Here is a 25,375-nt window from a genome sequence, read left to right on the forward strand (position 1 = left end):
CGCGTTTGCACCTGTGCTACCCGTCGGTAACATTCTGGGGGTTGAACAGCCCAGCGCTCAGGAGGTCGAAGGAGACCGATGAACATCGTCGTCCTGGTCAAGCAGGTGCCCGACACCTACTCCGAGCGCAAGCTCGCCGACTCCGACCACACCCTGGACCGCGAGTCGGCCGACGCGGTGCTCGACGAGATCAACGAGCGCGCCGTCGAAGAGGCGCTGCAGCTCCAGTCCGCGCACGGCGGCGAGGTCACCGTCGTCAGCGTCGGCCCGGACCGCGCCACCGACGCCATCCGCAAGGCGCTGTCCATGGGCGCCGACAAGGCCGTCCACGTCAGCGACGAGGCGCTGCACGGCACCGACGCGATCGGCACCGCCAAGGTGCTGGCCAAGGCCGTCGGCACGATCGAGGGCGTCGACCTGGTGCTGGCCGGCAACGAGGCGACCGACGGCCGCGTCGGCGCGGTGCCGGCGATGGTCGCCGAGCTGCTCGGCCTGCCCGCGCTCACCCACGCCCGCAAGGTCGAGGTGGACGGCGCAGTCGTCAAGGTCGAGCGCGAGACCGACGAGGGCGTGCTGCACCTGCAGGCCTCCCTGCCCGCGGTGATCAGCGTCAACGAGAAGATCAACGAGCCGCGCTACCCGTCCTTCAAGGGCATCATGGCCGCCAAGAAGAAGCCGGTCAGCACGCTGACCGTCGCCGACCTCGGGGTGGACACCGCCGACCTGGGCATCGACGGCGCCTGGACCAAGGTGCTGGAGTCCGCGCCGAAGCCGCCGCGCTCGGCCGGCCAGCGCGTCGAGGACGAGGGCGACGGCGGCACGAAGGTCGCCGAGTACCTCGTCGGCCAGAAGCTGATCTGACGAGACTGACGAGGAGGAAACAGACATGGCAGAGGTCCTGGTCCTCGTCGACCACGTCGACGGCGAGGTCAAGAAGGTCACCAACGAGCTGCTCACCGCCGCCCGCCGCATCGGCGAGGCCAGCGCGGTCGTCGTCGGCGCCCCCGGCACCGCGGCGAAGCTGAAGGACGCCCTGGCCGCGCACGGCGCCGCCAAGGTGTACGTCGCCGAGTCCGAGGACGCGGCCAACCAGCTCGTCACCCCCGAGGTGGACGTGCTCGCCGCGCTGGTGGCGCAGGCGTCGCCGGCGGCCGTGCTGGTCGCCGCGTCGGCCACCGGCAAGGAGATCGCCGGCCGGCTGGCCATCCGCGTCGGCTCCGGCGTGCTCGTGGACGCCACCGAGGTCAACGCCGACGGCACCGTCGGCCAGTCCATCTTCGGCGGCGCGTACAACGTCAAGGCGCAGGCCAGCAAGGGCGTGCCGGTGATCTCGGTGCGGCCGGGCGCGATCGAGGCGGAGAACGTCGAGGGCGCGGCGGCCGAGGAGGCCGTGGCGGTGCCGGCGGCGGCCAACGCGGCCGCGGTCGTCACGATCACCAGCCGCGAGCCGCTGGCCGCGGGCGACCGCCCCGAGCTGACCGAGGCCTCGGTGGTCGTCTCCGGCGGCCGCGGCGTGGCCAGCGCGGAGAACTTCGCTGTGGTGGAGAAGCTGGCCGACGCCCTGGGCGGCGCGGTCGGCGCGTCCCGCGCGGCCGTCGACTCCGGCTACTACCCGCACCAGTTCCAGGTCGGCCAGACCGGCAAGACGGTGTCCCCGCAGCTGTACATCGCGCTGGGCATCTCCGGCGCCATCCAGCACCGGGCCGGCATGCAGACGTCCAAGACGATCGTCGCGGTGAACAAGGACCCGGAGGCGCCGATCTTCGAGATCGCCGACTTCGGCGTGGTCGGCGACCTGTTCAAGGTCGCCCCGCAGCTCACCGAGGAAGTCGCCAAGCGTAAGGGCTGAGATGTTTTCCGAGTCGGGGGCGGTTCCCATTAACACGGGAATTGCCGGGCTCTGGGCGACGTGTGTCCGCGGAACACGCGGACCACGTCGCCCGTTCACTCAACTGGGGGACGACCCCCAGACCCCCGAGATTCATATCTGCTTCACGCTGAATTCACGTCGACCGGCAATTAGCGCAACCGTCATTTTCGTGTAAACGGACATACCCTTCGGAGTAGGGGGCGCCCCGGGTACACCAGAACCCATGACGCGGTCGCAACTGCTGGTCAGCAGCCCGGAAACGGCTCCGGGCACGCCTCGTTACTCCCTTCTCGTGGCACGCGACAACGAGGAGGTGCGCGCCGCACAACGGCTGCGGCACCTGGTTTTCGCCGAGGAAATGGGCGCCACGCTGCATTCCATCGCCGACGGAGTGGACGCCGACGAGTTCGACGAGCGCTGCGACCACCTGGTCGTCCGCGAGGACGAGACCGGCGAGATCGTCGGCACCTACCGGATGCTGCCGCCGGAGTACGCCGACGGCGGCCTGTACTCCGAGACCGAGTTCGACCTGCGCAACCTGGCCGCGCTGCGGCCGGCTCTGGTCGAGACCGGTCGCTCCTGCGTGCACCCGGACCACCGCAACGGCTCGGTGGTCGGCCTGGTCTGGGCCGGCATCGCCCGCTACATGCTGCTCTCCGGCCACAAGTGGCTCGCCGGCTGCGCCTCGGTGCCGCTGGCCGACGGCGGCTCGTACGCCGCGGGCGTCTGGACCGCGGTCTCCGCGAAGTACATCTCGCCGGAGGAGTACCGCGTCAGGCCGCTCAACCCGTGGGACCCGGAGTCGGTCGAGGCCCCGCAGCGCACGGTGATTCCGCCGCTGCTGAAGGGCTACCTGCGGCTGGGCGCCTGGATCTGCGGCCGCCCCGCCCACGACCCGGACTTCGGCGTCGCCGACCTGTTCGTGCTGCTCTCCATGGAGCGCGTCGACCAGCGGTACCTCAAGTTCTTCCTGGGCCAGACGGCATGAGCGCGCACCCCTGGATGCCGCAGTCGCCGTGCGGCCCGAGCTGTGTCACCGGCGGGCAGTTCCGCCGGGTGTCGATCGTGCGCGTGGCGCTGCGCGTGCTGTCGGCATTGGCGGTGCTGTTGTCCGGGCTGCTGGTCGTCGCGGCGAAGCCGGTGCTGCGGGCCAACACCCGGCTCGTCGTGCGCCGCTGGTTCGCCTCGCTGGTGCGGGCCTTCGGCGTCCGCATCGAGGTGCACGGCGAGCCGAAGTTCCAGGCCACGCCCGGCCGTGGCGTGCTGGTGGTCAGCAACCACGTGTCCTGGCTGGACTCGCTGGTGCTCAACGCCGTGCAGCCGATGGCGATGGTGGCCAAGCTGGACATCAAGGGCTGGCCGCTGCTCGGCGGCCTGATCTCCGCCGCCGGTTCGGTGTTCATCGACCGGGAACGGCTGTCCCGGCTGCCGCGCACGGTGTCGGAGCTGAGCGAGGCGCTGCGGGCCGGCCTGGCCATCGGCGCCAACCCCGAGGGCACCACCTGGTGCGGCATCTCGTCGGGACGGTTCCGTCCGGCGCTGCTGCAGTCCGCCTTGGACGCCGGCGTTCCCGTGCGCCCGGTGGCGATCCGCTACCGCGTCGTCGACGGCACGACCGCCCGTCCCGCGGCTTTTGTCGGAACCGAGGACCTCGTGACCGCCATGCGACGGGCGCTCAGGCTCCGTGGGCTGGTCGTCGAGGTGCACGTGCTGCCGGAGATCGCCCCCGGCCGCGCGGACAATCGGCGTGACCTGGCCGGACTGGCCGAGGCCGAGGTGGCGGGGGCGCTCGGCACCACAGTTGCCTCGCACACCGTGCCTGTTGGAAATGGACTGGACTTTCAGCGTGCTTGAGGTTGCACAGTAGACGGGTGACCGTTGTAGGGGAGACGACGAAGAAGCCGAGCGTGCTGTGGGCGCCGGACCGTCGAGCAGCCACCACCGGCCTGCTGTTGCTGGTGACGCTGGCCGCATTCGAGCAGATGGGCGTGAGCACGGCTCTGCCGACGCTGGTGCACGACCTGCACGGCGAGTCGCTGTACTCGTGGCCGTTCACCATGTTCCTGGCGACCGAGGTGGTCGGGAACGTGCTGGGCGGCCGCTTGTGCGACCGCCGTGGGCCGGCGCTGGTGCTGATGACCGGGCCGCTGTTGTTCGCGCTGGGACTGGTGGTGGCCGGCAGCGCGCAGGAGATGACGCAGCTGCTGATCGGCCGTGCGTTGCAGGGCGTGGGCGGCGGGGCGCAGGTCGTCGCGCTGTACGTGATGATCGCGATGGTGTTCCCGGAGCGCGACCGGCCGGTCGCCTTCGGCGCGCTGTCCGCGGCCTGGGTGGTGCCGTCGCTGGTGGGGCCGACCATCGCCGGCCTGATCACCCAGTACCTGAACTGGCGGTGGATCTTCCTCGGCCTGGCGCCGCTGGTGCTGATCGGCTGGGGACTGGTGGTGCTCGTGCTGCGCCGGCTGCCGGCGTTCGAACCGGCGGAATCGGGGCGGCGCCGCCGCGGGCTGACCCTCGCCGCCGTGGCCGCCGCGATCGGACTGGCCGTGCTGAGCTGGGCCGGCGACCACCCGAACGCCGTCGGCATCGTGGTTGTCGTGCTGGGGCTGGCCCTGCTCGTGCCGGCGCTGCTGGTGCTGCTGCCGAAGGGGACGCTGGTCGTCCGCGCCGGCCTGCCCAGCGTGGTGCTGGCCCGGAGCCTGCTGTCCGGCGCGTTCTTCGGCAGCCAGATCTTCCTGCCGCTGGTGTTGCAGCAGGTGCACGGCTTCACGCCGGCACTGGCCGGCGTGCCGCTGACGGTCTCGGCACTGGGCTGGTCGGCGGCATCGTGGTGGCAGGCCCGGCACCCGGACCTGTTCCGGCCGCTGCTGATGCGACGCGGGTTCCTGCTCATCACTCTGGGGCTGGTGCTGGTGACGTTCGTCGCACCCGTTTGGGGGCCGCCGTGGCTGGCCGCGCCGGCCTGGGTGTTCGCCGGCATGGGCATGGGGCTGGCCGTGTCCAGCGCGTCCGTGCTGGTGCTGGGTCTGTCAGCGGAGGCCGACCGCGGCTTCAACTCGGCGGCGCTGCAGCTGTCCGACCTGTTCGGGCAGTCCGTGTTCGTCGGGCTCGGCGGCGTGCTGGTGGCGCTGCTGGGACCGACCCTGGGCTGGTCGCCGCTGAACGCCGTGCTGGCCGCGTGCACTCTGTTCGGGGCGCTGGTGGTGAGCCGTCGGGCCGCAAGCCATTCGTGAACAGTCACGCGGACGGGCTACCCTGGTGACCGCGATGGCTTATCTCGACCATGCCGCCACCACTCCCATGCTTCCGCAGGCAGTGGCGGCGATGACCGAGGCGTTGTCCACCCTGGGCAACGCCTCGTCGCTGCACACCTCCGGCCGCCGCGCCCGGCGCGCCGTCGAGGAGGCCCGGGAGGACATCGCCGACGCGCTGGGCGCCCGGCCGTCCGAGGTGATCTTCACCGCCGGCGGCACCGAGAGCGACAACCTGGCTGTCAAGGGCATCTACTGGGCCCGGGAGAAGCCCCGTGTGCTGGCCTCGACCGTGGAGCACCACGCGGTGCTGGACGCCGTGCAGTGGCTCGGCGAGGACGCAGTCGGGTGGCTCGAGGTCGACTCGGTCGGCCGGGTGCAGCCCTCGGTTCTGGAGGCGGCGCTGGACGACGGCGTGGGTCTCGTGACGGTGATGTGGGCCAACAACGAGGTCGGCACCGTCAACCCGATCCCCGAGCTGGCCGAGATCGCCGCCGGCCGTGGCGTGCCGCTGCACACCGACGCCGTGCAGGCGGTCGGGTCGGTGCCGGTGAACTTCGCCGAGTCGGGGGCGTCCGCGCTGACGCTGACCGGGCACAAGCTGGGCGGCCCGTACGGGGTCGGCGCGCTGCTGCTGAAGCGGGACGTCAAGTGCACGCCGCTGCTGCACGGCGGCGGGCAGGAGCGGGACGTGCACTCCGGGACGTTGAACGTGCCGGCGATCGTCGGTTTCGCCGCCGCGGTGCGGGCGTCGGTCGAGGACGACTCGGCTCGGGTTCGGGCGTTGCGGGACGAGCTGATCGCGGCCGTGCGGCAGGTCGTGCCCGACGCCGTGCTGAACGGCGACCCGGTGAACCGGCTGCCCGGCAACGCGCACTTCACGTTCCCCGGCTGCGAGGGCGACAGTCTGCTGATGTTGTTGGACGCCAAGGGAATCGAGTGTTCCACTGGTTCGGCGTGCACGGCCGGTGTCGCGCAGCCCAGCCACGTGCTGCTGGCGATGGGCGTGGACCCCGCGGCCGCCCGTGGCTCCTTGCGGTTCTCCCTCGGGCACACCTCGACCGCCGCCGATGTCGCCGCTCTGGCGGAGGCGATCGGACCGGCGGTGGAGCGGGCCCGGAACGCGGGGATCGCCGGCATGCGGCGGCGTGCCACGGCTTCCAGGGTGAGGATGTGACGATGCGGGTACTTGCGGCGATGAGCGGCGGCGTGGATTCCGCCGTGGCCGCGGCGCGGGCCGTGGCCGCCGGGCACGAGGTCGTCGGCGTGCACCTGGCGCTGTCGGCCAAGCCGGGGACGCTGCGCACCGGCGCTCGGGGCTGCTGCACCGTCGAGGACGCCCACGACGCTCGGCGGGCCGCCGACGTGCTCGGGATTCCGTTCTACGTCTGGGACTTCGCCGAGCGGTTCACCGAGGACGTGATCGAGGACTTCGTCGCCGAGTACGCCGCCGGGCGGACGCCCAACCCGTGCCTGCGCTGCAACGAGAAGATCAAGTTCGAGGCGCTGCTGGACAAGGCCATCGCCCTGGGCTTCGACGCCGTCTGCACCGGCCACTACGCCCAGCTGTCCACTGTGGATGGCCGACCGGAGCTGCGTCGGGCCGTCGACGCCGGCAAGGACCAGTCGTACGTGCTGGCGTCCCTGACCGAGGACCAGTTGGCGCACGCCATGTTCCCGCTCGGCGACACCGTCAAGGAACAGGTCCGGGAAGAGGCCGCCGCTCGCGGGCTGGCCGTCGCCGCCAAGCCCGACAGCCACGACATCTGCTTCATTCCCGACGGCGACACCCGGTCGTTCCTGACCAAGCGCCTAGGTGAGCAGGCCGGCGAGCTCGTCGACGCCGAGACCGGCGCCGTGCTCGGTCGGCACACCGGCGTGCACGGTTTCACCGTCGGACAGCGGCACGGTCTCGGCATCGACGCCCCCGCCCCCGACGGCCGGCCCCGCTATGTGCTGTCCCTGGAGCCCGTCAGCGGCACCGTCCGTGTCGGCTCCTCCGACAAGCTCGCCGTGACGGGGATCGACGCCTCCCGCCCGGTCGTTCACGCCCCTTGGTCCGGCCTCGTCGAGTGCACCGCCCAGGTCCGCGCCCATGGCGGCGTCGCCCCCGCTGTCGCCGAGTTCGTCGACGGTTCCGTGCAGGTCACCCTCCGGGAGCCCCTCCGCGGCGTCGCCCCCGGCCAGGCCGTCGTGCTCTACCGCGACGATGTCGTTCTCGCCAGCGCCACCATCACCAGGACCCACTGATGCGCCGCATCTGCTTCCTCCTCCGCGTCCGCCCCGACCGGCTGGCGGAGTACCGCGAACGCCACGCCAACGTCTGGCCCGAGATGCGCCAGGCCCTTCGCGAGACCGGGTGGGGCAACTACACCCTGTTCCTCGCCGAGGACGGCCTCCTCGTCGGCTACCTCGAGACCGACGACTTCGACGCCGCCCGCGCCGGCATGGAAGCCCGCGAGGTCAACGCCCGCTGGCAAGCCGAAATGGCCGAGTTCTTCGTGGCGCTGGACGGCTCCCGCCCCGACGAGGCCATGAAGCCGCTGGACGAGGTCTTCCACCTCGACTGAGTTTTCGGCGCGCGTTCCGCGCGCGGCTCGGCCTCGCGACTCCGACTCACCGGGCATCTCCTCGGCTCAGCCAGTAGCCCACTTCTCCCAGGTCTCCAGCCACACCTTGGTGTCCTCGGCCCGGCCGTCCAGGGTCACCCGTTCCCACGCCAGCTGGGCGTCCCGGCTGGACACCGGCTGGTTGAGCACCGAATACCGGATGGTCTCGTCGACGGCGAGGTCGGCCAGCCGCTTGTCGGCGAACCACTCCGCCCGGTCGGCGAGCCGGGTCAGCTGGTTGACCATGGAGGTCACGGTCCGGTTGGCGGCCTCCCGGCTGAGCCGGCCGGTCCGCTCCAGCTCCCGCACGGCCCGCTGCCACATCGGCCCGTACAGCCGGCCGTCGCCGACGCGGCGGCGGGGCAGCCGGCCCTCGCGGGCGGCCTCCCGGTGCCGGGACTGGAAGCCGAGAAGCTCTCCGATCAGCGACCGGTACACGTCGAGGCCGGTGGCGGCCGGCAGCTCGGGCACGGGGCGGCGGCGGTGCGCCTCGATCAGCCGGGCGATCCACTCGCTACGCCGTTCGAGGTACGGCCGAAGGTCACCGACGGTGGCCAGGCGCAGGGAGGTGGGCTCCACGCCGCGGGCGACGACGGTGACGACGACGTCGGAGACGGTGAACCGGGCGGTCCACAGCGGACCCTCCCGGTAGATGGGGCCGGTGAGCTCGACGCCGTCGACGGTGGTGATGGTGTCCGACAGCTCGGCGGGCACGTCGTCGGGGTCCTCGACGCCGGCGTGGTCGACGATCCGGTTGTGCTCGTCGTCGAGCATCCGGCGCAGCGCCCCGGCGGCCTCCTCGTCGACCGGCAGCGCGGTGTTGATCGACAGGTGCGGCCCGCCCTGGGCCAGCGGGTCGCCGTAGGCGAGGGTGATCTCCTCGGCGGACGAGTCGCTCAGCGAGGTCAGCACGCCGAGGCCGAGCTCCGGCTCGGCCAGGCCGAACACGGGGAAGGACGGTCTCGGCGCGATCTCCTCGGCATCTCGCAGTGCCGTGCGCCGCAGCCGTGCGATCCACTCCTCGTCCGACTCCATGCGTCCATCCAACACGCAGGACCGGCCATCTCGCGACGAAAAAGTGGCAATCGTTCGCTTCATCCGCCGAACGGACGCCGGATCGGACCGTCGGACACGAGAGCGTCACGATGTGTAAGTCACTCGAGCAAGGTGCTCCCGCCGGACTGTGAGGGGCGTTACGGTCACTGGTCTGGACCGGGTCGGGGCCGGTTCAACCAGGACCAACCGTCCACCTGACCAGCAGGGGGAAGATCCAATGCCTAACCCATCGGGTTCCGAAATCTCCCGTCGACAGCTGCTTCAGCGTGCCGCCGCGCTCGCGGTGCTGGCCGGCCCCGCGGCCGGTGTGCTCAGTGCCTGCGCGGGCGGCGGAGGCGGCGCCACCGGCCCGACCGGAACCAAGAGCGCGACCAACCCGTTCGGCGTCGCCGAGGACGCCCCGCTGGACGTGGTGATCTTCGACGGCGGCTTCGGCCAGGACTACGCCAAGTACGACATCAACCTGTACAAGAAGGCGTTCCCCAAGGCCAACGCGGCCTTCAAGGCCACCCAGAAGATCTCGGACACGCTGCAGCCCCGGTTCGCCAACGGCACGCCGCCGGACGTGATCGACGACTCCGGCGACAACCAGATCAAGCCGGGCACGCTGGTCAACAGCAGCGCCCTGACCGACCTGCAGCCGCTGCTGGACGCCCCCAGCTACGACGACCCGAACGTCAAGGTCAAGGACACGCTGCTGCCGGGCGTGCTGGACGTCGGCACCTACGACGGCAAGGTGTACCTGCTCAACTACGGCTACACCGTGTACGGCCTCTGGTACAACGCCAAGGTCTTCCGGGAGAAGAACTGGACCCCGCCGAAGACCTGGAACGACTTCAAGACGCTGGCCCCGCAGATCAAGGCCGCCGGCATCGCGCCGTGGGTGCACGCCGGCAAGTACCCGTACTACATGGGTGTGCCGATCATGGACTGGGTCGGCAAGCTCGGCGGTGACCAGGTCCTGATCGACATCGACAACCTGAAGCCGAACGCCTGGCGCGTGGACGCGGTGAAGGCCTCGCTCAACGCTGTGCTGGAGATGGTGCACAACGGCTGGGTCCTGCCGGGCGCCGAGGGCATGACGCACATCGAGTCGCAGCAGGCGTTCCTGGACGGCAAGGCCGCCTTCCTGCCGTGCGGCAGCTGGCTCGAGAACGAGATGCGCAAGACCACCCCGGCCGGCACCGAGCTGACGCTGCTGCCGATGCCGGACCTGACCGACAAGGACGCGAAGCCCTACGGGACGCTGCGGGCCGAGGCGGGCGAGCCGTTCATCGTGCCGGCCAAGGCCAAGAACCAGGCCGGTGGCCTGGAGTTCCTGCGCATCATGCTGAGCAAGGACGCGGCCAAGAACTTCGCGCAGGCCACCAGCTCGCTGTCCATCGTCAAGGGCTCGGCCGACAGCGTGACCAACTCGACCGCGCTGACCTCGGTGAACAAGGCGGCCGCGGCGGCGGGCGACAACCTGCTGCACTACCGCTCGGTCACCGACTGGTACCCGACCATGATCAACGAGTGGGAGGCCGCCACCGGTGAGCTGATGGCCGGCCGCTTCACCGCCGACCAGTGGATCGACAAGGTGCAGGCCGCCGCCGACAAGGTCGCCGCCGACAGCTCGATCCAGAAGTACCACCGGGACAAGTAACCGATGAAATCTCGCCAGTTGCCCTTCATCGCGGGCTTTTTGGTCGTGCCGCTGGTCCTGTACGTGATCTACGTCGTCTCGCCGTTCGTGCAGACGCTGTTCTACTCGTTCACGGACTGGGGCGGGCTGACCAACACCCAAAACTTCATCGGCGTCGGCAACTACGTGCGGCTGTTCCAGGACGACATCTTCCTGTCGGCCGTGCTGCACAACGCGTTCCTGCTGGTGTTGATGCCCGTGGTGACGATCCTGCTCGCGCTGTTCCTCGCGTTCATGCTCAACGTCGGTGGACGTGGGGACAGCGCGGGCATCCGGGGCGTGCGGGGTTCCAGCGTGTACAAGGTCGTGCTGTTCTTCCCGCAGGTGCTCTCGGTGGCCATCATCGTGGTGCTGTTCCAGTCGGTGTTCCGCACCGACGGGCGCGGGCTGCTCAACGCCGTGCTGATCGCGGTCGGCCTGGTCGACCCGAACAGGCCGGTGCAGTGGTTCAACTCCCCCGACCTGGTGCTGTGGTGCCTGCTCGCGGTGATGGTGTGGAGCGGGGTCGGCTTCTACATGGTGCTGTTCTCGGCGGCCATGCAGTCGATCCCGAAGGAGATCTACGAGGCGGCGCTGCTGGACGGCGCCACCCGCGGGCCGACGTTCTTCCGCATCACGCTGCCGCTGCTGTGGGAGAACATCTCGGTGGCCTGGGTGTACCTGGGCTTCATCGCGCTGGACGGCTTCGCCCTGGTCACCGGCCTGACCCCGGACTCGGGCGGCGGCGGTCCCGACCACGCCAGCGAGCTGATCTCCAACGTGCTGTACCGGACCGCGTTCACGCAGGGCAAGTTCGGCCTCGCCTGCGCGATGGGTGTGGCCCTGACGGTGTTCTCGCTGCTGCTGGCGATCGTGCAGTTGCGGATCACCCGGCGCGACCGCATCGAGTTCTGAGGGAGGCTGTCGAAATGACCCAGCTCGTCACGGCCGCGCCGACGGCCCCGGAGGAGCAGCCCGAGCAGGCGAAGCCGCCGCGCGGCCAGTTCGGCGTGGTGAACTTCTTCTCGCAGGGCTTCCTGCTGCTGTGGGCGGCGATGGTGGTGCTGCCGCTGCTGTGGGCGGTGATGTCGTCGTTCAAGACCGACAGCGAGATCCTGTCCAGCCCGTGGTCGCTGCCGGCGACCCCGCGGTTCGACAACTTCGCCCGGGCCTGGAGCACCGGCCACATCGGCACGTTCTTCCTGAACACGGTGATCGTGTTGGCCGGCGGCGTCACGATCACCATGGTGGTCGGGTCGATGGCGGCCTACGTGCTGGCCCGGTACTCGTTCCCGGGCAACCGGATCATCTACTACGCGTTCGTCGCCGGGCTGACGCTGCCGATCTTCCTGGCCCTGGTGCCGCTGTTCAAGATCGTCGGCAATCTCGGCAACATCCCGGTGATCGGCCCGTACCTCGGGCTGAACTCCTACGCCGGGCTGATCCTGGTGTACGTGGCGTTCTCGCTGCCGTTCACCGTGTTCTTCCTGCACTCGTTCTTCCGCACGCTCCCGACGGAGATCGCGGAGGCCGGGCTGCTGGACGGCGCCTCGCACACGACGCTGTTCGCCAAGGTGATGCTGCCGATGGCCCGGCCGGGCCTGATCAGCATCGGCATCTTCAACGTGATCGGCCAGTGGAACCAGTACCTGCTGCCGTTGGTGCTGCTCCAGCCGCAGTCCAGCTTCGACACCGACCACTCGGTGCTCGCGGAGGGCCTGCTCAACCTGGCCGTCGCGCAGGGCTACAAGTCGGACTGGTCGGGCCTGTTCGCCGGCATGACCATCGCCATGCTGCCGATGCTGGTGGTGTACGTGATCTTCCAGCGGCAGGTGCAGGCCGGTCTCACGGCTGGAACGCTCAAGTAGCTGCAACCACTGTCTGATGCAACCACAGGGGCTGCCCGCACCGTCCTGGGGACATGCGGGCAGCCTTTGTGGTTCTAGCGATGTCAGCGATCCTCGTCGCCGGCTGTGGCTCGCGTGTGCAGCCGTCCGCGCCGCCGGCGGCGACGACAACCTCCCCGGCGCGGCCGTGTCCGTCGCCGCACCAGCTCACCATGGCGGACAACGGCCAGACCGTGTGCGTCGCCGTCGGTGACAAGTTCACCGTGAAGCTGCTGGACGACGGCAAGGGGCACTGGAGCGCCGTCACCAGCGACTCGGACGCGGTGGACGTGCTGCTGCTCACCGGCTCGCCGCCGATCAGCGGCACCCAGGCGGACTTCGTGGCCCGGCACAAGGGAACCGCGAAGCTCACCTCGACCCGGCCGGTGTGCCCGTCCGCGTCGCCGGGCGGCGTGACCTGTCAGGCCATGCAGGCCTTCACAGTGACGGTCACCGTGCCGTAGCCCAGGCGCTGTTGGCGCCGCAGAGCACGATGCACGGCAGCTCGGCCGGCACCCGGTCGGCGAGCCAGGCGGCGAGCGGTGCCGCGGCGGCGGGCTCGACCGCGAGCCGGAACTCCTCCCACAGAAGTTCTTGTGCGGCAAGGATCTCGGCGTCGGACACCAGCACCGACCGGGTTCGCGGCGAGTTGAGGACGGCGAACGGCAGGTCACCGACCCGGGTCGCGCCGAGGGCCGACGCGGCGACGGAGTCCAGCACCTCCGTGTCGACGGGGCGGCCGGCCTTGAGCGCCGCGTGCAGGGCGTCGCAGCCCTCGGGTTCCACCGCCACGGTCGTCCGGTCGCCGATCGCCAGCGCGGTGCCGGCGGCCAGCCCGCCACCGCCGACGGCGACCAGCACGGCGTCCACCTCGGGCGCATCGGCGACGATCTCGGCGCCCATCGTGCCCTGGCCGGCGATGACGTCCGGGTGGTCGTACGCCGGCAGGTAGCGGTCCTGTGCCGTCACCGCAGCCAAGGCCGCCTTCGCGGCCTCCGCGTAGGTGCCGCCGTGTCGGACCAGCGTCGCCCCGATCGCCTCGATCCGCCGGGTCTTCGACTCTGGGGCGGACTCCGGCACGTACACGGTCGCGGGGAGGCCGAGCAGCGTGGCAGCGGTGGCCACGGCGAGCCCGTGGTTGCCGCCGGAGGCCGTCACGACCCGAACCGGCCGGTCGCCCCGGGACAGGGCGTTCACCGCGCCGCGCAGCTTGAACGAGCCGGCGAGCTGCAGATGTTCGAGCTTGAACACGACTTCCCGGCCGCCGACCGACGTGCGCATGACGGGCGTGCGCCGGGCGTAGGGGCGGATCGTCTCGGCCGCGGCGGCCACGTCGGCGGCGGTCGGCAGGCCCACGAACGTTGTCATGCGGCCAACCATCGCCCCGCCGGGCCATAATCGCCAGCGAGGATTCGAGAGCCGACTTTAGGAGCGCTTAATGCTCGACCCGGCCCGGCTACGCGTGCTGGTGGAGATCGGGCACGCCGGCTCGATCACCGCCGCGGCCGCCCGGCTGGCCTTCACGCCGTCGGCGCTGTCGCAGCAACTGGCCAAGCTGGAACGGGAACTGGGCTGCCGGCTGGTCGAACGCGGACCGACCGGCGTCACCCTCACGCGGCAGGGCGAAGTCCTGTTGCGACACGGCGAACGCGTGCTCGGCGAGCTGCGTGACGCCGAACGTGCCGTCAAGGCGTCGATCGAGGCCGAACCGGAGTCGCTGGCCATCGGCACGTTCTCCTCCGCCGGCAAGGTCCTCGTGCCGGAAGCCCTTGCCGCGTTGCGGGAACGGCATCCGCGCGCCCGGCTGTCCCTGGTGGACATCGAGCCGCCCGGCGGCTACGGCCTGGTCACCGCCCGCGACCTGGACGTGCTGATCACGCACCGCTATCCGGGCGGAACCCTGCCGTCCGACAACGGATTGCACCGCCGGCGGCTGCTCGCCGACCCGCTCCGGCTGGTGCTGCCGGCCGATCATCCCAAGGCCGACGGCAAGATCAGCCTGCGGGAGCTCAAGGACGAGGACTGGATCTCCGGCGCGCACGGCGTGCCGAACCGGATCTGCCTGGAACACCTGTTCGCGCAGGCCGACATCCGCCCGCACGTGGCCTACGAGACGCGGGACTACGAGGTGACGCTGGCGCTGGTGGGGGCCGGCCTGGGCATCTCGCTGGTGCCGATGACCCTGCTCGGCGACGTGGACTGCGACCGGCTGGCGGTGCGGGTGCTGCCGGGCGTCCGGCCGGCCCGGGAGATCTTCGTCGTGCACCGCAAGCGCCCGCCGCGGCTGGTGGCGGAGCTGGTCGGGCTCCTCACGCCGGGTCGAGCAGGCTGACCACCCGGTTGCGGCCGCCGCGTTTCGCCTCGTACAGGGCGGAATCCGCGGCCAGCAGCACCTGCTCCAGCACCGCGCCGGCCATCGGGTGCACCGACACGCCGATGGACGCCGACAGCGCGGAGACGGCCGCGCCGCCCTCGGTCACGGTCAGATCCTCGATGGCGGTCCGGATCCGCTCCGCGACGCGGATGGCGTCGGGCAGCCCGGCCCCCGGTAACAGCACCACGAACTCCTCGCCGCCGAACCGGCCGACCGCGTCCACCTCCCGGACCTGGTCGCACACGGTGTCCGCGACCTCCCGCAGCACCGCGTCGCCGACCAGGTGCCCGTGCGTGTCGTTGACCCGCTTGAAGTGGTCGAGGTCGATCATCAGCACGCCGAACTCGGCGCCCCGGTCCAGCTCGCGGGCGGCGGCGTCGTGCCAGGCCACCGAGTTGAGCACGCCGGTCTTGTGGTCGGTGGTGGCCGCCTCCTGGAACTGTCGCATCAGGACGCCGCGGTGCAGCACCACGATCGGCACCACCACCAGCGGCACCAGGTAGACGTGTGCCATCAGCACGACCGCGGTCAGCGCGCCCAGGCACAGCGTGGCCAGCTCCAGCGCGTTGACGTCCCAGCCGCCGAACAGCTCCCGGACCGTCAGGTCCGGATAGCGCAGCTTCAGCGCGATCGTCACGAGCGCACTGTTCGTGACGAAAAACGCGGCCATGGCCGCCGCGATGGCGACCAGGCCGCGCAGGTCATGGTCGAGGAAGGGAAGGGCCCCGCCGACCGCCGCCAGCACGGGCCGCACCGGCAGCACGGACAGGACGGCCGTGGTGGCGGTGTAGATCACCCGGTGCGCCGGTCGGCTGGCCAGCTGCCGCCAGATCCGTTCCCACAGATGGCCGAACAGCAGCACGGTCAGCGCGACGGCCAACCCCGGCGTCAGGTCCACGGCGCCGGCGAAGATCCACACCGACGTCATGTTCACGTGCACGGTGCTGGCCAGGAACCGGCGCATCCGCTCGGTCCGCCGGGACAGCTCGGCCTGCGCGACCCCGACCACCAGCAGCACCCCGAAGCGCAGCCAGTCGCCGCCGGTCGCGGGCCGCCCGGGTAAGAGGAACGGCAGGGTCACCGCCACCAGCTCCACCAGCACGGTGAAGGCGATGAGCGCGGGCGACAGCCGCCGGATGGCCCACTCCGCCGGCCGCACCAGCAACGCCCGCCACCCCCTCGCCGTGTCCCGGCAGTATCGACCGGGAGCGGCCGGGTCTGCCAGCGCCGAACGTGCTCAACCGGCCAGGAGAACGAACAGCAGCGCCAGCGCACCGGGCACCACCTGCACGAACAGGATGCGCTTGGTGGCGGTCAGCGCGCCGTAGATACCGGCGATGATCACGCAGATCAGGAAGAAGATCTCGGCCGGCCGGCTGCCGATCAGGCCCCAGATCAGCCCGGCGGCCAGGAAGCCGTTGTAGAGGCCCTGGTTGGCGGCGAGCGCCTTGGTCTGCTCGGCGAACTCGGCGGACAGGCCGAAGGCGGCCCTGGTGCGTGGCGCCGTCCACAGGAACATCTCCAGCACGAGGATGTAGGCGTGGATCAGGGCAACCAGGGCGACCAGGACATCGGCGACGATCAGCATCGGGTCAGTCTGCTGGATCACGTTGCCCGAACGCGCGGCAGTGACACGATGGTGGGTGGACGAGAGGACTTCCATGCACGAGCTGCCCCCGGCCGCGGTCGAGCGACTGAACAGGGCCAAGCGCTCCGGCGTGCGGACCTCGCTGCTGTCCGCCCCGTCCGCCGCCGGCATCGAGGCCGTCGGGCTGGAGCCGGTCGGCGAGGTGATGGGCTGCGTCGTGCAGAGCATGGTCTCCCGCTACCAGACGTACGCGCCGGTCTACAGCTACAACGTCAGCGGCGTCGCGATGCCGTACCTCGAGGCGCTGCAGAGCGGCTACTCCACCGCCCTGGCGCGGCTGCGCGAGGAGGCCACCACGCTCGGCGCGGACGGCGTCGTCGACATCCGGCTGAGCACGAACTCGCTGGGCGGCGGCGAGGAGTTCCTGGCCATGGGCACCGCCGTCCGCGCCCGGTCCACGACCCGGCCGACGTCGCTGTTCACCACCGAGCTGTCCGGCAGCGACGTGGCCAAGCTGATGCTGGCCGGCTGGGTGCCCGTGCAGGTCGAGTGGGCCGGCGCCGCCAACGCCGTGTTCACGGGCTACGCCACGCAGGCGCAGACCTCGTTCTACGCCGGCAACACCGAGGTCGACTCGTACACCGCCTTGATCAACCGGGTGCGGGCCGACGCCCGTCGCCGGTTCCACGACATGGTGCGGTCCGTCGGCGCCGACGGCGGCATCGTGTCCCGGATGGCACTGTCCACCTGGGAGCCCGGCGAGCAGGTCGTGGCCGCGCTCGCGTCCGTGTACGGCACCGCCGTCGCCAAGTTCCACCGGGGCGGACCCGCCCCGGCCCGCACGCTGACCGTCATGCCGCTGCGCCGGCAGGGGGAGTGAGATGACCACCGTCGACGGGATCCCCGAGGACGCGATGCGTCGACTGGCCGAGATGAAACCCGGCCAGAAGACCACGCTGTTCACCTCGGACCTGAGCGTCAACGAGTTCCTGCTGGTGCGGGAGGCCGGGTTCCGGCCACTGGGCATGGTGCTCGGCTCCAGCATCTACCACGTCGGCTTCCAGTTCGGCCGGTGGAGCAAGAACCAGGAGCTGGAGGTCCTGTCCAACGCGATGTACCACGCCCGCGAGCTGGCCATGACCCGGATGGAGGCCGAGGCGGACGTGCTCGGCGCGGACGGGATCGTCGGCGTGCGGCTGGACATCGAGTTCAAGGAGTTCGGCAGCGACCTGGCCGAGTTCATCGCCGTCGGCACCGCGGTCAAGGCCGACGAGCCGGGGCAGTGGCGCAACAACACCGGCAAGCCGTTCACGTCCGATCTGTCCGGACAGGACTTCTGGACGCTGGTGCAGGCCGGCTACGCGCCGCTGGGCATGGTGATGGGCTCGTGCGTCTACCACGTCGCCCACCAGCGATTCTGGCAGGCGCTGGGCAATGTCGGGCAGAACGTGGAGATCCCGCAGTTCACCGAGGCGTTGTACGACGCGCGCGAGCTGGCGATGAGCCGGATGCAGGCGGAGGCGGAGTCGTTGCAGGCCGAGGGCATCGTCGGCGTGCAGCTGCTGTCGCTGCCGCACCGGTGGGGCGGGCACACCACCGAGTTCTTCGCCATCGGCACCGCGGTCAAGCCGCTGCGCGCCGACCACAGCATCGCCAAGCCGCAGCTCGTGCTGCCGTTGGTGGACTGACATGGCCGACAACATGTGGGACACGCACCTGGTCGTCGCCGCGTTGAAGGCCGACCGGGCGGATGTCGAGTCGTACACCCGGGTGCTGACCGAGACGCTGGGCGACGCGCTGCCCGAGGGCATGGTCGAGGTGGAGCGCAAGCGCGGCCTGTTCGGCCGCGGCGGGCAGGTGACGTCGGTGGTGGTTCGTGCCCCCGACAAGCACCTGGAACTGCGTGCCGGCAAGCACGGCGGCGTGGAGGCGGAGATCCGGCAGGTGGTGCGGGGCGTGGTGATCAGCCGCAAGCAGGTCGGGGTGGACGAGTGGCTGGCGGTGTTCGCCGAGGTGCTGGGCGGCGTCGCCGCCCAGGACGCCGCCGCCCGCGAGGCGCTGACCAGACTGTTCGGGACGTGACCTTTGGAAGGGGGCATTCCTGGCGTTCAACGCCAGGAATGCCCCCTTCACCGCATCAGCCGTTGAATCCCTTGTAGAGGTTGGTGAAGTCGTACAGGCCCTGGGCGATGCCGCTGCACGTCGGCGAGACGCCGCCGCTCGCGCAGTTGCCGTTGTCCCGGCCGACCGACCAGAACGCCAGCCGTCCGATGTGGTTGGACTGGGCGAAGCTCAGCACCGCCTGCGCCGCCGCCTTGGTCGTCACCATGCCGCTGTCGTTGACGCCGATCATCGGCGTCAGGCCGAGCATCGCCTTGATCTGCGCGTCCGACTTCGACGGCCAGATGGTCTTCATCTGGCCCAGGGTGGCGTTGGCCGCCGACACCATGGCCTGACCCCAGTCGCCGGTGTAGCCGAAGTCCATGACCATGGGGTTGACCAGCACGTTGAGCCCGCGTGCCGCGGCGTCCTGGAGGATGGACACGGAGAACGGGTCGACGCCGTAGTCCTGGCCCTGCACCCGCAGCGTGTAGCTGACGGTGGTGCCGCGGGCCTGCTGCACGGCCAGCAGCGCCTGGTTGACCGTGGCTGTCGGGATGGACGCCTCGATGTCCACGTCCAGGCTGTTGCTGCCGACGGCGTCCAGGGCCTTCTCGTACGCGGCGGTGAGCGCCTGCACCGAGCCGCAGGTGTTCTCCAGGTACGGCCCGGCCGCGCCGCCGGTGGACACCGTCACCGAGCCGCCAAGGGCCTTCAGGTCGTTGACCTCGCCGATGACCCGGGGGTCGTTGAGCGGGATCGTGCCGCCCCAGGACACGTTGCAGCCCGTGGAGTCGGCCAGCGCGAAGGCGAGGTTGAAACTCTTCTGACCGGTCGCCCGGGCCACGTCCGCCAGCGTGGGCGTTGCCGCCGTGATGTCGATGTACGGCGAGAACTTCGCGCCTACGCCGGTCGGCGGCGTCGTGGTTGTCGTCGTTGTCGTGGTGGTTGTGGTGGTGCTGGTCGGCGGGGTGGTCCCGCCGCCGCACGGCTGGCCGTTCAGCTTGCAGTTGGTCGGCATGCCGTTGCCGCTGACCAGGAAGCCGAAGCTGGTGCTCGCGCCGGCGGCCAGCGACCCGTTGTACTCACGGTTGGTGAACACCTGGTGCTGCGCGCTGGGCGTGTCCACGGCGTCCCAGTAGGAGCCCATGGTGGAGCCGGCCGGCAGGTCGAACTCGACCTTCCAACTCGTGATCGGCGAGCTGCCGGCGGTGATCGTCACCTTCTCCTGGTAGCCGCCGGACCACGAGGAGTCGGTGGAGATCACCGCGCTGGGCGCGGTGGCCGCCTCCGTCAGGCCGGCGGCCACGAGCAGGCCGACGACCGGCAGGGCGGCCGCCAGGGCGATTGCGGCTTTCATCAGCTCACCACCAGGTTCAGTCGTTGGATGCCCCAGTCGTTGGCCTGGTTGCCGGGCAGCCACACGTCGACGATGTCGTCCTTGATCCAGCTGCCGATGTCGGCGGCGTAGCAGCTGCCGTAGCCGGGCACGGTGAACCTGGTGCCCCACGGGATGTTGCGGGCGTCGACCGCGCAGAAGCCGGAGCCGGCGTTGTAGCCCAGCGCGGTCTGGCCGGTGTCGTTGTACGAGGTGACGCGGTAGTTGAGGACCGTGCCCTTGGGCAGCGACCACGGCGCCAGCTTGCCGTCGGAGCCGACGCGGTAGGCGGTGGAGATCTGGCCGATGGACGGCTCCGAGCCGGACGGGTCGCTCATCGCGTAGAGCTGGTAGTTCGCGTTCTGGCAGGGGTTGTTGTCGGTGACGGTCAGCGTCGGCTGGCCCCAGTCGCTGATCCACTGCAGCGCCTGGCCGTTGCGGAAGGCCCGGTAGGCGACCGCGCCGGCCACCCGCTTGAACGTGAAGGTGACGGTGCTGCCGGAGATGCCGCCGCTGACGCCGCCCGGGGCGGAGAGTCTGCCGCTGACGTCGACCGGCGGGACGAGGGTTCCCGGACCGTGTCCGCCGGTCACCGGTCGGTCCGGGATCGGTCCGGTGTAGAAGTGCTGACAGGCTGGAAAGGACGGGGCCGCCTGGGCGGGCACGGCGACCACCGTGCCGGAGATGATCATCAGGGCGGCGGCGAGCAGGACGGAGGAGCGCATGGCTGTGGCCTCTCTGCGGCAGGGGAGCGGAGAGTGGTGCACGCGCAACGGGGTGGTGTGGGGGCGAGGGCGCGTCACGCCCCCACACCACGGCTGTCGCCCACTGGGGGTGACCCTCCGCACTACGCGGCGGGTGGCCCGGTGGGTTCACGTCGCCCCTCGACCGTAAGTGGCCTAGACCACAACGTCAATGGGTCTAGACCTTTTTCGAGCAGTTCACCAAATGACGAGAGAGTGGTGTTGTGGAGAACTCACCCTGGGCAACCGCCGTCGCGACCGGCATCGGGTCGCTGCCCGGAACCGATCCCGGCGAGGCCAACCGGGTGGTCGTCGGCGAGCTGCCCGACCTGCCGCACCTGGCCGAGCTGCCGGCGCGGGGCGTCGGCGCCGACATGATCGGCCGCACCGCCGGGCTGCTCGTCGACCTCGCCGTCGAGGTCGTGCCCTCCGGCTACCGTGTGGCTCCCCGGCCCGGCCGCGACCACCGCCGGGCCGTCGACCTCATGCGCTTCGACCTCGACGCCTTCCAGGACGCCGTCGAGTCGACCAAGCCGTCCGTGGTGAAGGTGCAGCTCACCGGCCCGTGGACCCTCACGTCTCTGGTCGAGCTCCCTCGCGGGCACCGGGTCCTGACCGACCCCGGCGCACTTCGCGAGTTCGCCGCTTCCCTGTCCGAGGGGCTCGCCGCACATGTCGCCGAGGTGTCCAAGCGAACGGGCGCAAACGTTGTCGTGCAGTTGGACGAGCCGATGCTGCCGTCGGTCCTTCGGGGCCTGCTGCCCACCCCGTCCAAGCTCGGCTTCGTCGCTCCCGTCCCCGAACCCGAGGTCCGCGAGCTCCTCTCCGGCGTCATCGAGTCGGCCCGCCGGGCCACCGGCCAGCCCGTCATCGTCCACTGCTGCGCCGACCGGCCGCCGCTGTCCCTGCTCCGTTCCGCCGGCGCCGACGCCCTCGCCTTCGACCTGACGTTGCTCCGCAACGCCCCCGCCCAGGTCCTCGACCAGATCGGCGAAACCTGGGACGACGGCGCCGTCCTCTTCCTCGGCCTGGTTCCCACCGTCGACCCCGGCAAGCCCGTGCCGCTGAAGTCCCTCGCCCAGCCCGCCTTGGACCTCGTCGACAAGCTCGGCTTCGCCCGGTCGTTGTTGACGGAACGCGCGGTGCCGACGCCGACCTGCGGCCTGGCCGGCGCCGACCATGCCTGGGCCCGCAAGGCCATGTCGCTGGCCCGGGACCTGGGCAAGGCCTTCGCCGAGCCACCCGAGAACTGGTGAGCTGTTCCCACCGCCGCCACTGCCGCCAGCACCCGCCCCGCCCCCGCCCCAGCCCCCGCCTCCCCCCACCTTCGATGCACGTGAGTGGCTCACTTGACTCAAGGGGGCAAGCGAGCCACTCATGTGGTGGCGGGTGGCGGGTGGCGGGTGTGCGGATGCGGGGAGCGGGCGTGGGCGCGGGGCGCGTGCTGTCGAACGGTCTCGATTCAGGTGGCATTCGTCCGGAAGATCCCCTTGACCACGGGCACGGCTGTGACGTAGCTTTCATTTCAACAAATTAGGAAACTTTCTTTACCGTTTGGGCTCCCGCCGCCGCCGGCCCCTGCACCGGAGGACCCCATGCGAGTTGGAACAGTGGCGATCGCGTCCCTGGCCGCGATCGCCTCGGTGAGCTTCGCCGTGCCCGCGGCGGCCGCCACCACCGCCCAGATCAGGGTCGACCAGGTCGGATACGCGACCGGGGAGACCAAGGCCGCCTACCTGATGGGCACGACGTCGAACGCGGGAGCATCGTTCTCCGTGGTCGACTCGGCCGGGAAGTCGGTGCTGAGCGGCAAGGTGGGCGCCAGCACGGGCAAGTGGAGCACGGCCTACACAGCCGTCTACCCGATCGACATCTCGGCCCTGAAGACGGCCGGCACCTACCAGATCAAGGTCGGCAGCACGGTGTCACCGTCGTTCAAGGTGGACAGCGCCAACGCGCTGTTCTCGCCGATCGCCGACGACGTGGTGAAGTTCTTCCAGGCCCAGCGGGACGGCGCGGACGTCATCTCGGGCGTGCTCAACCGCAAGCCGAGCCACCTCACGGACAAGTCGGCGTCGGTCTACAACGTGCCGACCTTCACCGGCGACGACACGATCAGCAGCAAGATGTCCAAGACGGGCGCCACGATCGACGCCTCGGGCGGCTGGTTCGACGCGGGCGACTTCCTCAAGTTCACGGTGACGACCTCGTACGCGGTGACCAACCTGCTGCTGTCGGAGCGGTCCCGGCCGAGCACCTCGCTGACCGCGGAGGCGCAGTACGGCCTGGACTTCCTGAGCAAGATGTGGGACGCCAAGAACGGGGTGCTGTACGCGCAGGTCGGCGTCGGCGGCGGTAGCAGCAAGGAGAACTTCGTCGGCGACCACGACGTGTGGCGGCTGCCGGAGGCCGACGACAAACTGAACGTCAAGGCCGGCGACGAGAACTACTACATCAAGTACCGCCCGGTCTTCGCGGCCAACAAGGCGGGCCAGAAGATCAGTCCGAACCTGGCCGGCCGTGTCGCGGCGGCGTTCGCCGTGGCGGCGCAGAACCTGGCGGCCACCGACAGGACGAAGGCCACGCAGTACCTGTCCACCGCGGCAGCGATCTACGGTCTGGCCAACACTGCGGGCGGCAGCATCGTCTCCGCCTACCCGCACGGCTACTACCCCGAGTCGTCCTATCTGGACGACCTGGAGCTGGGCGCCGCGGAGCTGGCGCTGGCCGCGAACGCGCTGGGCGACAACCGCGCCGGCACCTGGACGACCGACGCCGGCAAGTGGGCCAAGGCGTACCTGGCCAGTAGTGACCAGGGCACGCTCAACGTCTACGACACCAGCGCGCTCGGCCACGCCGACCTGGTCAAGCTGCTGCGCCTGAAGAACTCCCCGAAGGTTGACGTCACCGAGGCGCAGCTCACCGGCGACCTGGCCCGCCAGCTGTCCGACGGTGTCGCCGAGGCGGCCAAGAGCCCGTTCCGCACCGGCGCCTCCGTCACCGACTTCGACGTGGCCAGCCACAGCTTCGGCTTCGTGGCCACGGCCCTGCTCTACGGCCAGCTGACCGGCAAGCACGACTACGACGCGTTCGCCACCCAGCAGCGCGACTTCGCGCTCGGCTCCAACGCCTGGGGCACCTCCCTCGTGGTCGGTGTGGGCAGCACCTTCCCACACTGCATGCAGCACCAGGTGGCCAACCTGGCCGGCAGCCTCACCGGCGGCGCCAAGGTGGCGGTCGGCGCGGTGGTGAACGGCCCGAACAAGGCCAGCCTGTTCAAGGAGATCGACAGCCTGCCGGACGGCGGCAAGTCCTGCGGCGTCTCCTCGTTCAAGACCTACGACTCCACCGCGTCGCGCTACATGGATGACGTGCGGACGTGGCAGAGCTCGGAGCCGGCGATCGACTTCACCTCGACCGCCGCGCTCGCGTTCAGCCTGACTGCGGCAGGCTGAGGCAGGGAGAGAAGGGCCGCCCGAACCCCCATCGGGCGGCCCTTCGCCCGGTCAGCACACGGCCGTGGGCGGCTTCGCCGTCAGGAAGTACTGGTCCACCAACGGGATCACGCAGGTGTTGCCGATGGCGTAGAGCTCGTGGCCCCCGCCGTCGTGGTAGACCGAGCCGCTGCCCGGCACCTGGGACACGACCCGGTTGGTCGCCGGGAAGTCGGTCCAGCTGCCGACGCCCAGCAGCGGCGGCAGGTCATGCGGCAACGGCCGCGGCGGATCGTTGACGGTGCCCGGCCAGTCGACGCACATCAGCGTGAACGGCACCACCGTGCCGGCCGCGCCCAGCGCCGGGTCGATCCGGGCCAGCCGGTCGATGCTGGCGTGCAGCTCGGCGAAGCTGTGCGGCGCCGGCCACTCGTGGCACTCGGACACCGGATAACCCACGCTGGGGTTGGGAAACGCCGACCTGTCACCCTGTTCGGCCTTGGCCAGGTCGGCCGCCAGCTGGGCGAAGTCCTTGCGGTCGCCGCGGACCAGCCGGCCGGCCATGGCCAGCTTGGCCGGCCAGTCCAGCGCCGCGGCGACGACCGCCGGCACGTCCCGGCCGTGCAGCGCGCAGTCGGCTTCGGCCGCGCACCACGCGGAGAACCGCTGTAGGCGAACCACGTTGTCCCGGGCGATGGCGTCCTGGGTCCGGTCGAAGTCACGGCTGTGGTCGCCGCCGCCGTCGATCACCATGGTCCGGACCCGGTCCGGGTACAGGTCGGCGTAGGTCTGGCCGTACACGCTGCCGTAGGAACCCATGTAGAGGTTCAGCCGGGCCACGCCGAGCGCCCGACGGATGGCTTCCATGTCGCGGGCGTTGGTCAGCGTGTCCATGTGGTCGAACAGCGCGGGATCCTGTTGTCGACACACGTTCGCGGCGGTGCGGCTGTCGGCCGCGAGCCGGGTGAACTCCGCCGGCGAGGTCGGCAGCGGCGGCATTCCGTGCCATGGCACCGACTTCAGGCACGACCAGTCCATGACCGGCGTGGACCTGCTGTTCATCAGGCCATAGCCGCGCGGATCCCACGTGACGATGTCCATGTGTTGCCGCAGCTGGTCGAACGGCTGCTTGCCCGGCGACAGCATGCCGCTGCCCATGACCGTGATCCCGGCGGCGCCGGGGCCGCCGTAGTTCACCAGGACCGTGCCCTGCGACGGGCCGGTCGCCTTCAGCCGGCCCAGCGCGAGCGTGACCTTGCGGCCGTCGGGATGCTGCCAGTCCAACGGGACCGTGAGCGTGGTGCATTCCATGCCACCGTCGCACGGCCCCCAGGCCAGCGCGGCCGGCGCCGCCGGTGTCAGCGGCACTGCGGCCACAGTGAGTGCGAGGATCAGCGATTTCATACCGCGACGATGCCGGGGC

25 protein-coding genes are annotated in these 25,375 nt (G+C 70.5%); 18 read left to right on the top strand and 7 right to left on the bottom strand.

Annotation, left to right across the window (positions count from 1 at the left end; genetic code table 11):
- Positions 1–78 precede the first annotated feature (78 nt).
- The 8 genes from BJ998_RS25715 to BJ998_RS25750 all read left to right on the top strand — a co-directional run bounded on the left by BJ998_RS25715 (position 79) and on the right by BJ998_RS25750 (position 7,691).
- Entirely contained in the window at positions 79–861 is a 783-nt protein-coding gene (locus tag BJ998_RS25715; protein ID WP_184865638.1) for an electron transfer flavoprotein subunit beta/FixA family protein, read from the top strand.
- 25 nt (positions 862–886) lie between these two features.
- Positions 887–1,849 (top strand): electron transfer flavoprotein subunit alpha/FixB family protein, encoded by a 963-nt coding sequence (locus BJ998_RS25720; RefSeq protein WP_184865640.1) that lies wholly within the window; start codon positions 887–889, stop codon positions 1,847–1,849.
- A gap of 244 nt (positions 1,850–2,093) precedes the next feature.
- On the top strand, positions 2,094–2,858 hold the full coding sequence (locus BJ998_RS25725) for a GNAT family N-acetyltransferase (RefSeq protein ID WP_184865642.1): 765 nt from the start codon (positions 2,094–2,096) through the stop codon (positions 2,856–2,858).
- The gene (locus BJ998_RS25730) at positions 2,855–3,724 is read left to right on the top strand and encodes a lysophospholipid acyltransferase family protein (protein ID WP_184865645.1); all 870 of its coding nucleotides are present in this window, start codon (positions 2,855–2,857) and stop codon (positions 3,722–3,724) included. Before BJ998_RS25725 ends, BJ998_RS25730 begins: the two co-directional genes overlap by 4 nt.
- A 17-nt stretch (positions 3,725–3,741) precedes the next feature.
- Complete coding sequence (locus BJ998_RS25735) at positions 3,742–5,103, top strand: MFS transporter (protein ID WP_312890328.1); 1,362 nt, start codon at positions 3,742–3,744, stop codon at positions 5,101–5,103.
- Between the two features lie 34 nt (positions 5,104–5,137).
- A complete protein-coding gene (locus BJ998_RS25740) occupies positions 5,138–6,298 on the top strand; it encodes a cysteine desulfurase family protein (protein WP_184865647.1) in 1,161 nt (386 codons plus the stop codon).
- A gap of 2 nt (positions 6,299–6,300) precedes the next feature.
- Positions 6,301–7,371, top strand: coding sequence for a tRNA 2-thiouridine(34) synthase MnmA (gene mnmA / locus BJ998_RS25745; protein WP_184865649.1), 1,071 nt, complete (start codon positions 6,301–6,303; stop codon positions 7,369–7,371).
- Positions 7,371–7,691, top strand: a complete 321-nt coding sequence (locus BJ998_RS25750; RefSeq protein ID WP_184865652.1) for an L-rhamnose mutarotase — start codon at positions 7,371–7,373, stop codon at positions 7,689–7,691. The genes mnmA and BJ998_RS25750 overlap by 1 nt, the downstream gene beginning before the upstream one ends.
- A gap of 66 nt (positions 7,692–7,757) precedes the next feature.
- Here BJ998_RS25750 and BJ998_RS25755 read toward each other — a convergent pair whose 3' ends face one another.
- Positions 7,758–8,765 (bottom strand): hypothetical protein, encoded by a 1,008-nt coding sequence (locus BJ998_RS25755; RefSeq protein ID WP_184865655.1) that lies wholly within the window; start codon positions 8,763–8,765, stop codon positions 7,758–7,760.
- A gap of 238 nt (positions 8,766–9,003) precedes the next feature.
- On the opposite strand from BJ998_RS25755, the gene ngcE reads away from it, so the two are divergent.
- The 4 genes from ngcE (at position 9,004) to BJ998_RS25775 (ending at position 12,799) form a co-directional block, all read left to right on the top strand.
- The gene (gene ngcE / locus BJ998_RS25760; protein ID WP_184865657.1) at positions 9,004–10,431 is read left to right on the top strand and encodes an N-acetylglucosamine/diacetylchitobiose ABC transporter substrate-binding protein; all 1,428 of its coding nucleotides are present in this window, start codon (positions 9,004–9,006) and stop codon (positions 10,429–10,431) included.
- Positions 10,432–10,434: 3 nt separating this feature from the next.
- Positions 10,435–11,364, top strand: coding sequence for a carbohydrate ABC transporter permease (locus BJ998_RS25765; protein WP_184865660.1), 930 nt, complete (start codon positions 10,435–10,437; stop codon positions 11,362–11,364).
- A 14-nt stretch (positions 11,365–11,378) separates the two neighbouring features.
- Positions 11,379–12,317: a carbohydrate ABC transporter permease gene (locus BJ998_RS25770; protein ID WP_184865662.1), complete on the top strand. Its 939-nt coding sequence runs from the start codon at positions 11,379–11,381 to the stop codon at positions 12,315–12,317.
- 80 nt (positions 12,318–12,397) lie between these two features.
- Positions 12,398–12,799, top strand: a complete 402-nt coding sequence (locus BJ998_RS25775) for a hypothetical protein (protein WP_184865664.1) — start codon at positions 12,398–12,400, stop codon at positions 12,797–12,799.
- Here BJ998_RS25775 and BJ998_RS25780 read toward each other — a convergent pair.
- Positions 12,786–13,703 (bottom strand): serine/threonine dehydratase, encoded by a 918-nt coding sequence (locus BJ998_RS25780; RefSeq protein ID WP_221338125.1) that lies wholly within the window; start codon positions 13,701–13,703, stop codon positions 12,786–12,788. The genes BJ998_RS25775 and BJ998_RS25780 overlap by 14 nt on opposite strands.
- Positions 13,704–13,773: 70 nt before the next feature.
- On the opposite strand from BJ998_RS25780, the gene BJ998_RS25785 reads away from it, so the two are divergent.
- A complete protein-coding gene (locus BJ998_RS25785; RefSeq protein WP_184865669.1) occupies positions 13,774–14,667 on the top strand; it encodes a LysR family transcriptional regulator in 894 nt (297 codons plus the stop codon).
- On the opposite strand, the gene BJ998_RS25790 is transcribed toward BJ998_RS25785, so the two are convergent.
- Positions 14,645–15,868, bottom strand: a complete 1,224-nt coding sequence (locus tag BJ998_RS25790) for a GGDEF domain-containing protein (RefSeq protein WP_184868933.1) — start codon at positions 15,866–15,868, stop codon at positions 14,645–14,647. The two genes, BJ998_RS25785 and BJ998_RS25790, sit on opposite strands and share 23 nt — an antisense overlap.
- Before the next feature lie 78 nt (positions 15,869–15,946).
- On the bottom strand, positions 15,947–16,297 hold the full coding sequence (locus tag BJ998_RS25795; RefSeq protein WP_184865671.1) for a DUF1304 domain-containing protein: 351 nt from the start codon (positions 16,295–16,297) through the stop codon (positions 15,947–15,949).
- 73 nt (positions 16,298–16,370) lie between these two features.
- On the opposite strand from BJ998_RS25795, the gene BJ998_RS25800 reads away from it, so the two are divergent.
- From BJ998_RS25800 to BJ998_RS25810, 3 genes are read left to right on the top strand one after another with little or no spacing between them, the layout of a single operon-like run.
- Positions 16,371–17,177, top strand: a complete 807-nt coding sequence (locus tag BJ998_RS25800; RefSeq protein WP_184865674.1) for a heavy metal-binding domain-containing protein — start codon at positions 16,371–16,373, stop codon at positions 17,175–17,177.
- Between the two features lies 1 nt (position 17,178).
- Positions 17,179–17,985 carry a heavy metal-binding domain-containing protein gene (locus BJ998_RS25805; protein ID WP_246488651.1) on the top strand — a complete coding sequence of 269 codons (807 nt, stop codon included), beginning with the start codon at positions 17,179–17,181 and terminating at the stop codon, positions 17,983–17,985.
- Between the two features lies 1 nt (position 17,986).
- On the top strand, positions 17,987–18,379 hold the full coding sequence (locus tag BJ998_RS25810; protein ID WP_246488652.1) for a hypothetical protein: 393 nt from the start codon (positions 17,987–17,989) through the stop codon (positions 18,377–18,379).
- A gap of 55 nt (positions 18,380–18,434) precedes the next feature.
- On the opposite strand, the gene BJ998_RS25815 is transcribed toward BJ998_RS25810, so the two are convergent.
- Both BJ998_RS25815 and BJ998_RS25820 read right to left on the bottom strand, forming a co-directional pair.
- Positions 18,435–19,757, bottom strand: coding sequence for a cellulose binding domain-containing protein (locus BJ998_RS25815; RefSeq protein ID WP_184865676.1), 1,323 nt, complete (start codon positions 19,755–19,757; stop codon positions 18,435–18,437).
- The gene (locus BJ998_RS25820) at positions 19,757–20,500 is read right to left on the bottom strand and encodes a 3D domain-containing protein (RefSeq protein ID WP_184865678.1); all 744 of its coding nucleotides are present in this window, start codon (positions 20,498–20,500) and stop codon (positions 19,757–19,759) included. Before BJ998_RS25820 ends, BJ998_RS25815 begins: the two co-directional genes overlap by 1 nt.
- 242 nt (positions 20,501–20,742) lie before the next feature.
- Here BJ998_RS25820 and BJ998_RS25825 point away from each other — a divergent pair, with 242 nt between their 5' ends.
- Positions 20,743–21,774 (top strand): methionine synthase, encoded by a 1,032-nt coding sequence (locus tag BJ998_RS25825; protein ID WP_184865680.1) that lies wholly within the window; start codon positions 20,743–20,745, stop codon positions 21,772–21,774.
- A 339-nt stretch (positions 21,775–22,113) separates the two neighbouring features.
- A complete protein-coding gene (locus BJ998_RS25830; protein WP_184865683.1) occupies positions 22,114–23,973 on the top strand; it encodes a glycoside hydrolase family 9 protein in 1,860 nt (619 codons plus the stop codon).
- Positions 23,974–24,024: 51 nt separating this feature from the next.
- Here the strand turns inward: BJ998_RS25830 and BJ998_RS25835 are convergent, their stop codons facing one another.
- Positions 24,025–25,356, bottom strand: a complete 1,332-nt coding sequence (locus BJ998_RS25835) for an alpha/beta fold hydrolase (protein WP_184865686.1) — start codon at positions 25,354–25,356, stop codon at positions 24,025–24,027.
- Positions 25,357–25,375 lie beyond the last annotated feature (19 nt).

Source organism: Kutzneria kofuensis (assembly GCF_014203355.1).
Classification (GTDB): Bacteria; Actinomycetota; Actinomycetes; order Mycobacteriales; family Pseudonocardiaceae; genus Kutzneria; species Kutzneria kofuensis.

Coding starts and splice junctions, on each gene's coding strand:
- BJ998_RS25715 (WP_184865638.1), top strand. CDS start 79: ATGAACATCGTCGTCCTGGTCAAGCAGGTGCCCGACACCTACTCCGAG.
- BJ998_RS25720 (WP_184865640.1), top strand. CDS start 887: ATGGCAGAGGTCCTGGTCCTCGTCGACCACGTCGACGGCGAGGTCAAG.
- BJ998_RS25725 (WP_184865642.1), top strand. CDS start 2,094: ATGACGCGGTCGCAACTGCTGGTCAGCAGCCCGGAAACGGCTCCGGGC.
- BJ998_RS25730 (WP_184865645.1), top strand. CDS start 2,855: ATGAGCGCGCACCCCTGGATGCCGCAGTCGCCGTGCGGCCCGAGCTGT.
- BJ998_RS25740 (WP_184865647.1), top strand. CDS start 5,138: ATGGCTTATCTCGACCATGCCGCCACCACTCCCATGCTTCCGCAGGCA.
- mnmA (WP_184865649.1), top strand. CDS start 6,301: ATGCGGGTACTTGCGGCGATGAGCGGCGGCGTGGATTCCGCCGTGGCC.
- BJ998_RS25750 (WP_184865652.1), top strand. CDS start 7,371: ATGCGCCGCATCTGCTTCCTCCTCCGCGTCCGCCCCGACCGGCTGGCG.
- BJ998_RS25755 (WP_184865655.1), bottom strand. CDS start 8,765: ATGGAGTCGGACGAGGAGTGGATCGCACGGCTGCGGCGCACGGCACTG.
- ngcE (WP_184865657.1), top strand. CDS start 9,004: ATGCCTAACCCATCGGGTTCCGAAATCTCCCGTCGACAGCTGCTTCAG.
- BJ998_RS25765 (WP_184865660.1), top strand. CDS start 10,435: ATGAAATCTCGCCAGTTGCCCTTCATCGCGGGCTTTTTGGTCGTGCCG.
- BJ998_RS25770 (WP_184865662.1), top strand. CDS start 11,379: ATGACCCAGCTCGTCACGGCCGCGCCGACGGCCCCGGAGGAGCAGCCC.
- BJ998_RS25775 (WP_184865664.1), top strand. CDS start 12,398: ATGTCAGCGATCCTCGTCGCCGGCTGTGGCTCGCGTGTGCAGCCGTCC.
- BJ998_RS25780 (WP_221338125.1), bottom strand. CDS start 13,703: ATGACAACGTTCGTGGGCCTGCCGACCGCCGCCGACGTGGCCGCCGCG.
- BJ998_RS25785 (WP_184865669.1), top strand. CDS start 13,774: ATGCTCGACCCGGCCCGGCTACGCGTGCTGGTGGAGATCGGGCACGCC.
- BJ998_RS25795 (WP_184865671.1), bottom strand. CDS start 16,297: ATGCTGATCGTCGCCGATGTCCTGGTCGCCCTGGTTGCCCTGATCCAC.
- BJ998_RS25800 (WP_184865674.1), top strand. CDS start 16,371: ATGCACGAGCTGCCCCCGGCCGCGGTCGAGCGACTGAACAGGGCCAAG.
- BJ998_RS25805 (WP_246488651.1), top strand. CDS start 17,179: ATGACCACCGTCGACGGGATCCCCGAGGACGCGATGCGTCGACTGGCC.
- BJ998_RS25810 (WP_246488652.1), top strand. CDS start 17,987: ATGGCCGACAACATGTGGGACACGCACCTGGTCGTCGCCGCGTTGAAG.
- BJ998_RS25815 (WP_184865676.1), bottom strand. CDS start 19,757: ATGAAAGCCGCAATCGCCCTGGCGGCCGCCCTGCCGGTCGTCGGCCTG.
- BJ998_RS25820 (WP_184865678.1), bottom strand. CDS start 20,500: ATGCGCTCCTCCGTCCTGCTCGCCGCCGCCCTGATGATCATCTCCGGC.
- BJ998_RS25830 (WP_184865683.1), top strand. CDS start 22,114: ATGCGAGTTGGAACAGTGGCGATCGCGTCCCTGGCCGCGATCGCCTCG.
- BJ998_RS25835 (WP_184865686.1), bottom strand. CDS start 25,356: ATGAAATCGCTGATCCTCGCACTCACTGTGGCCGCAGTGCCGCTGACA.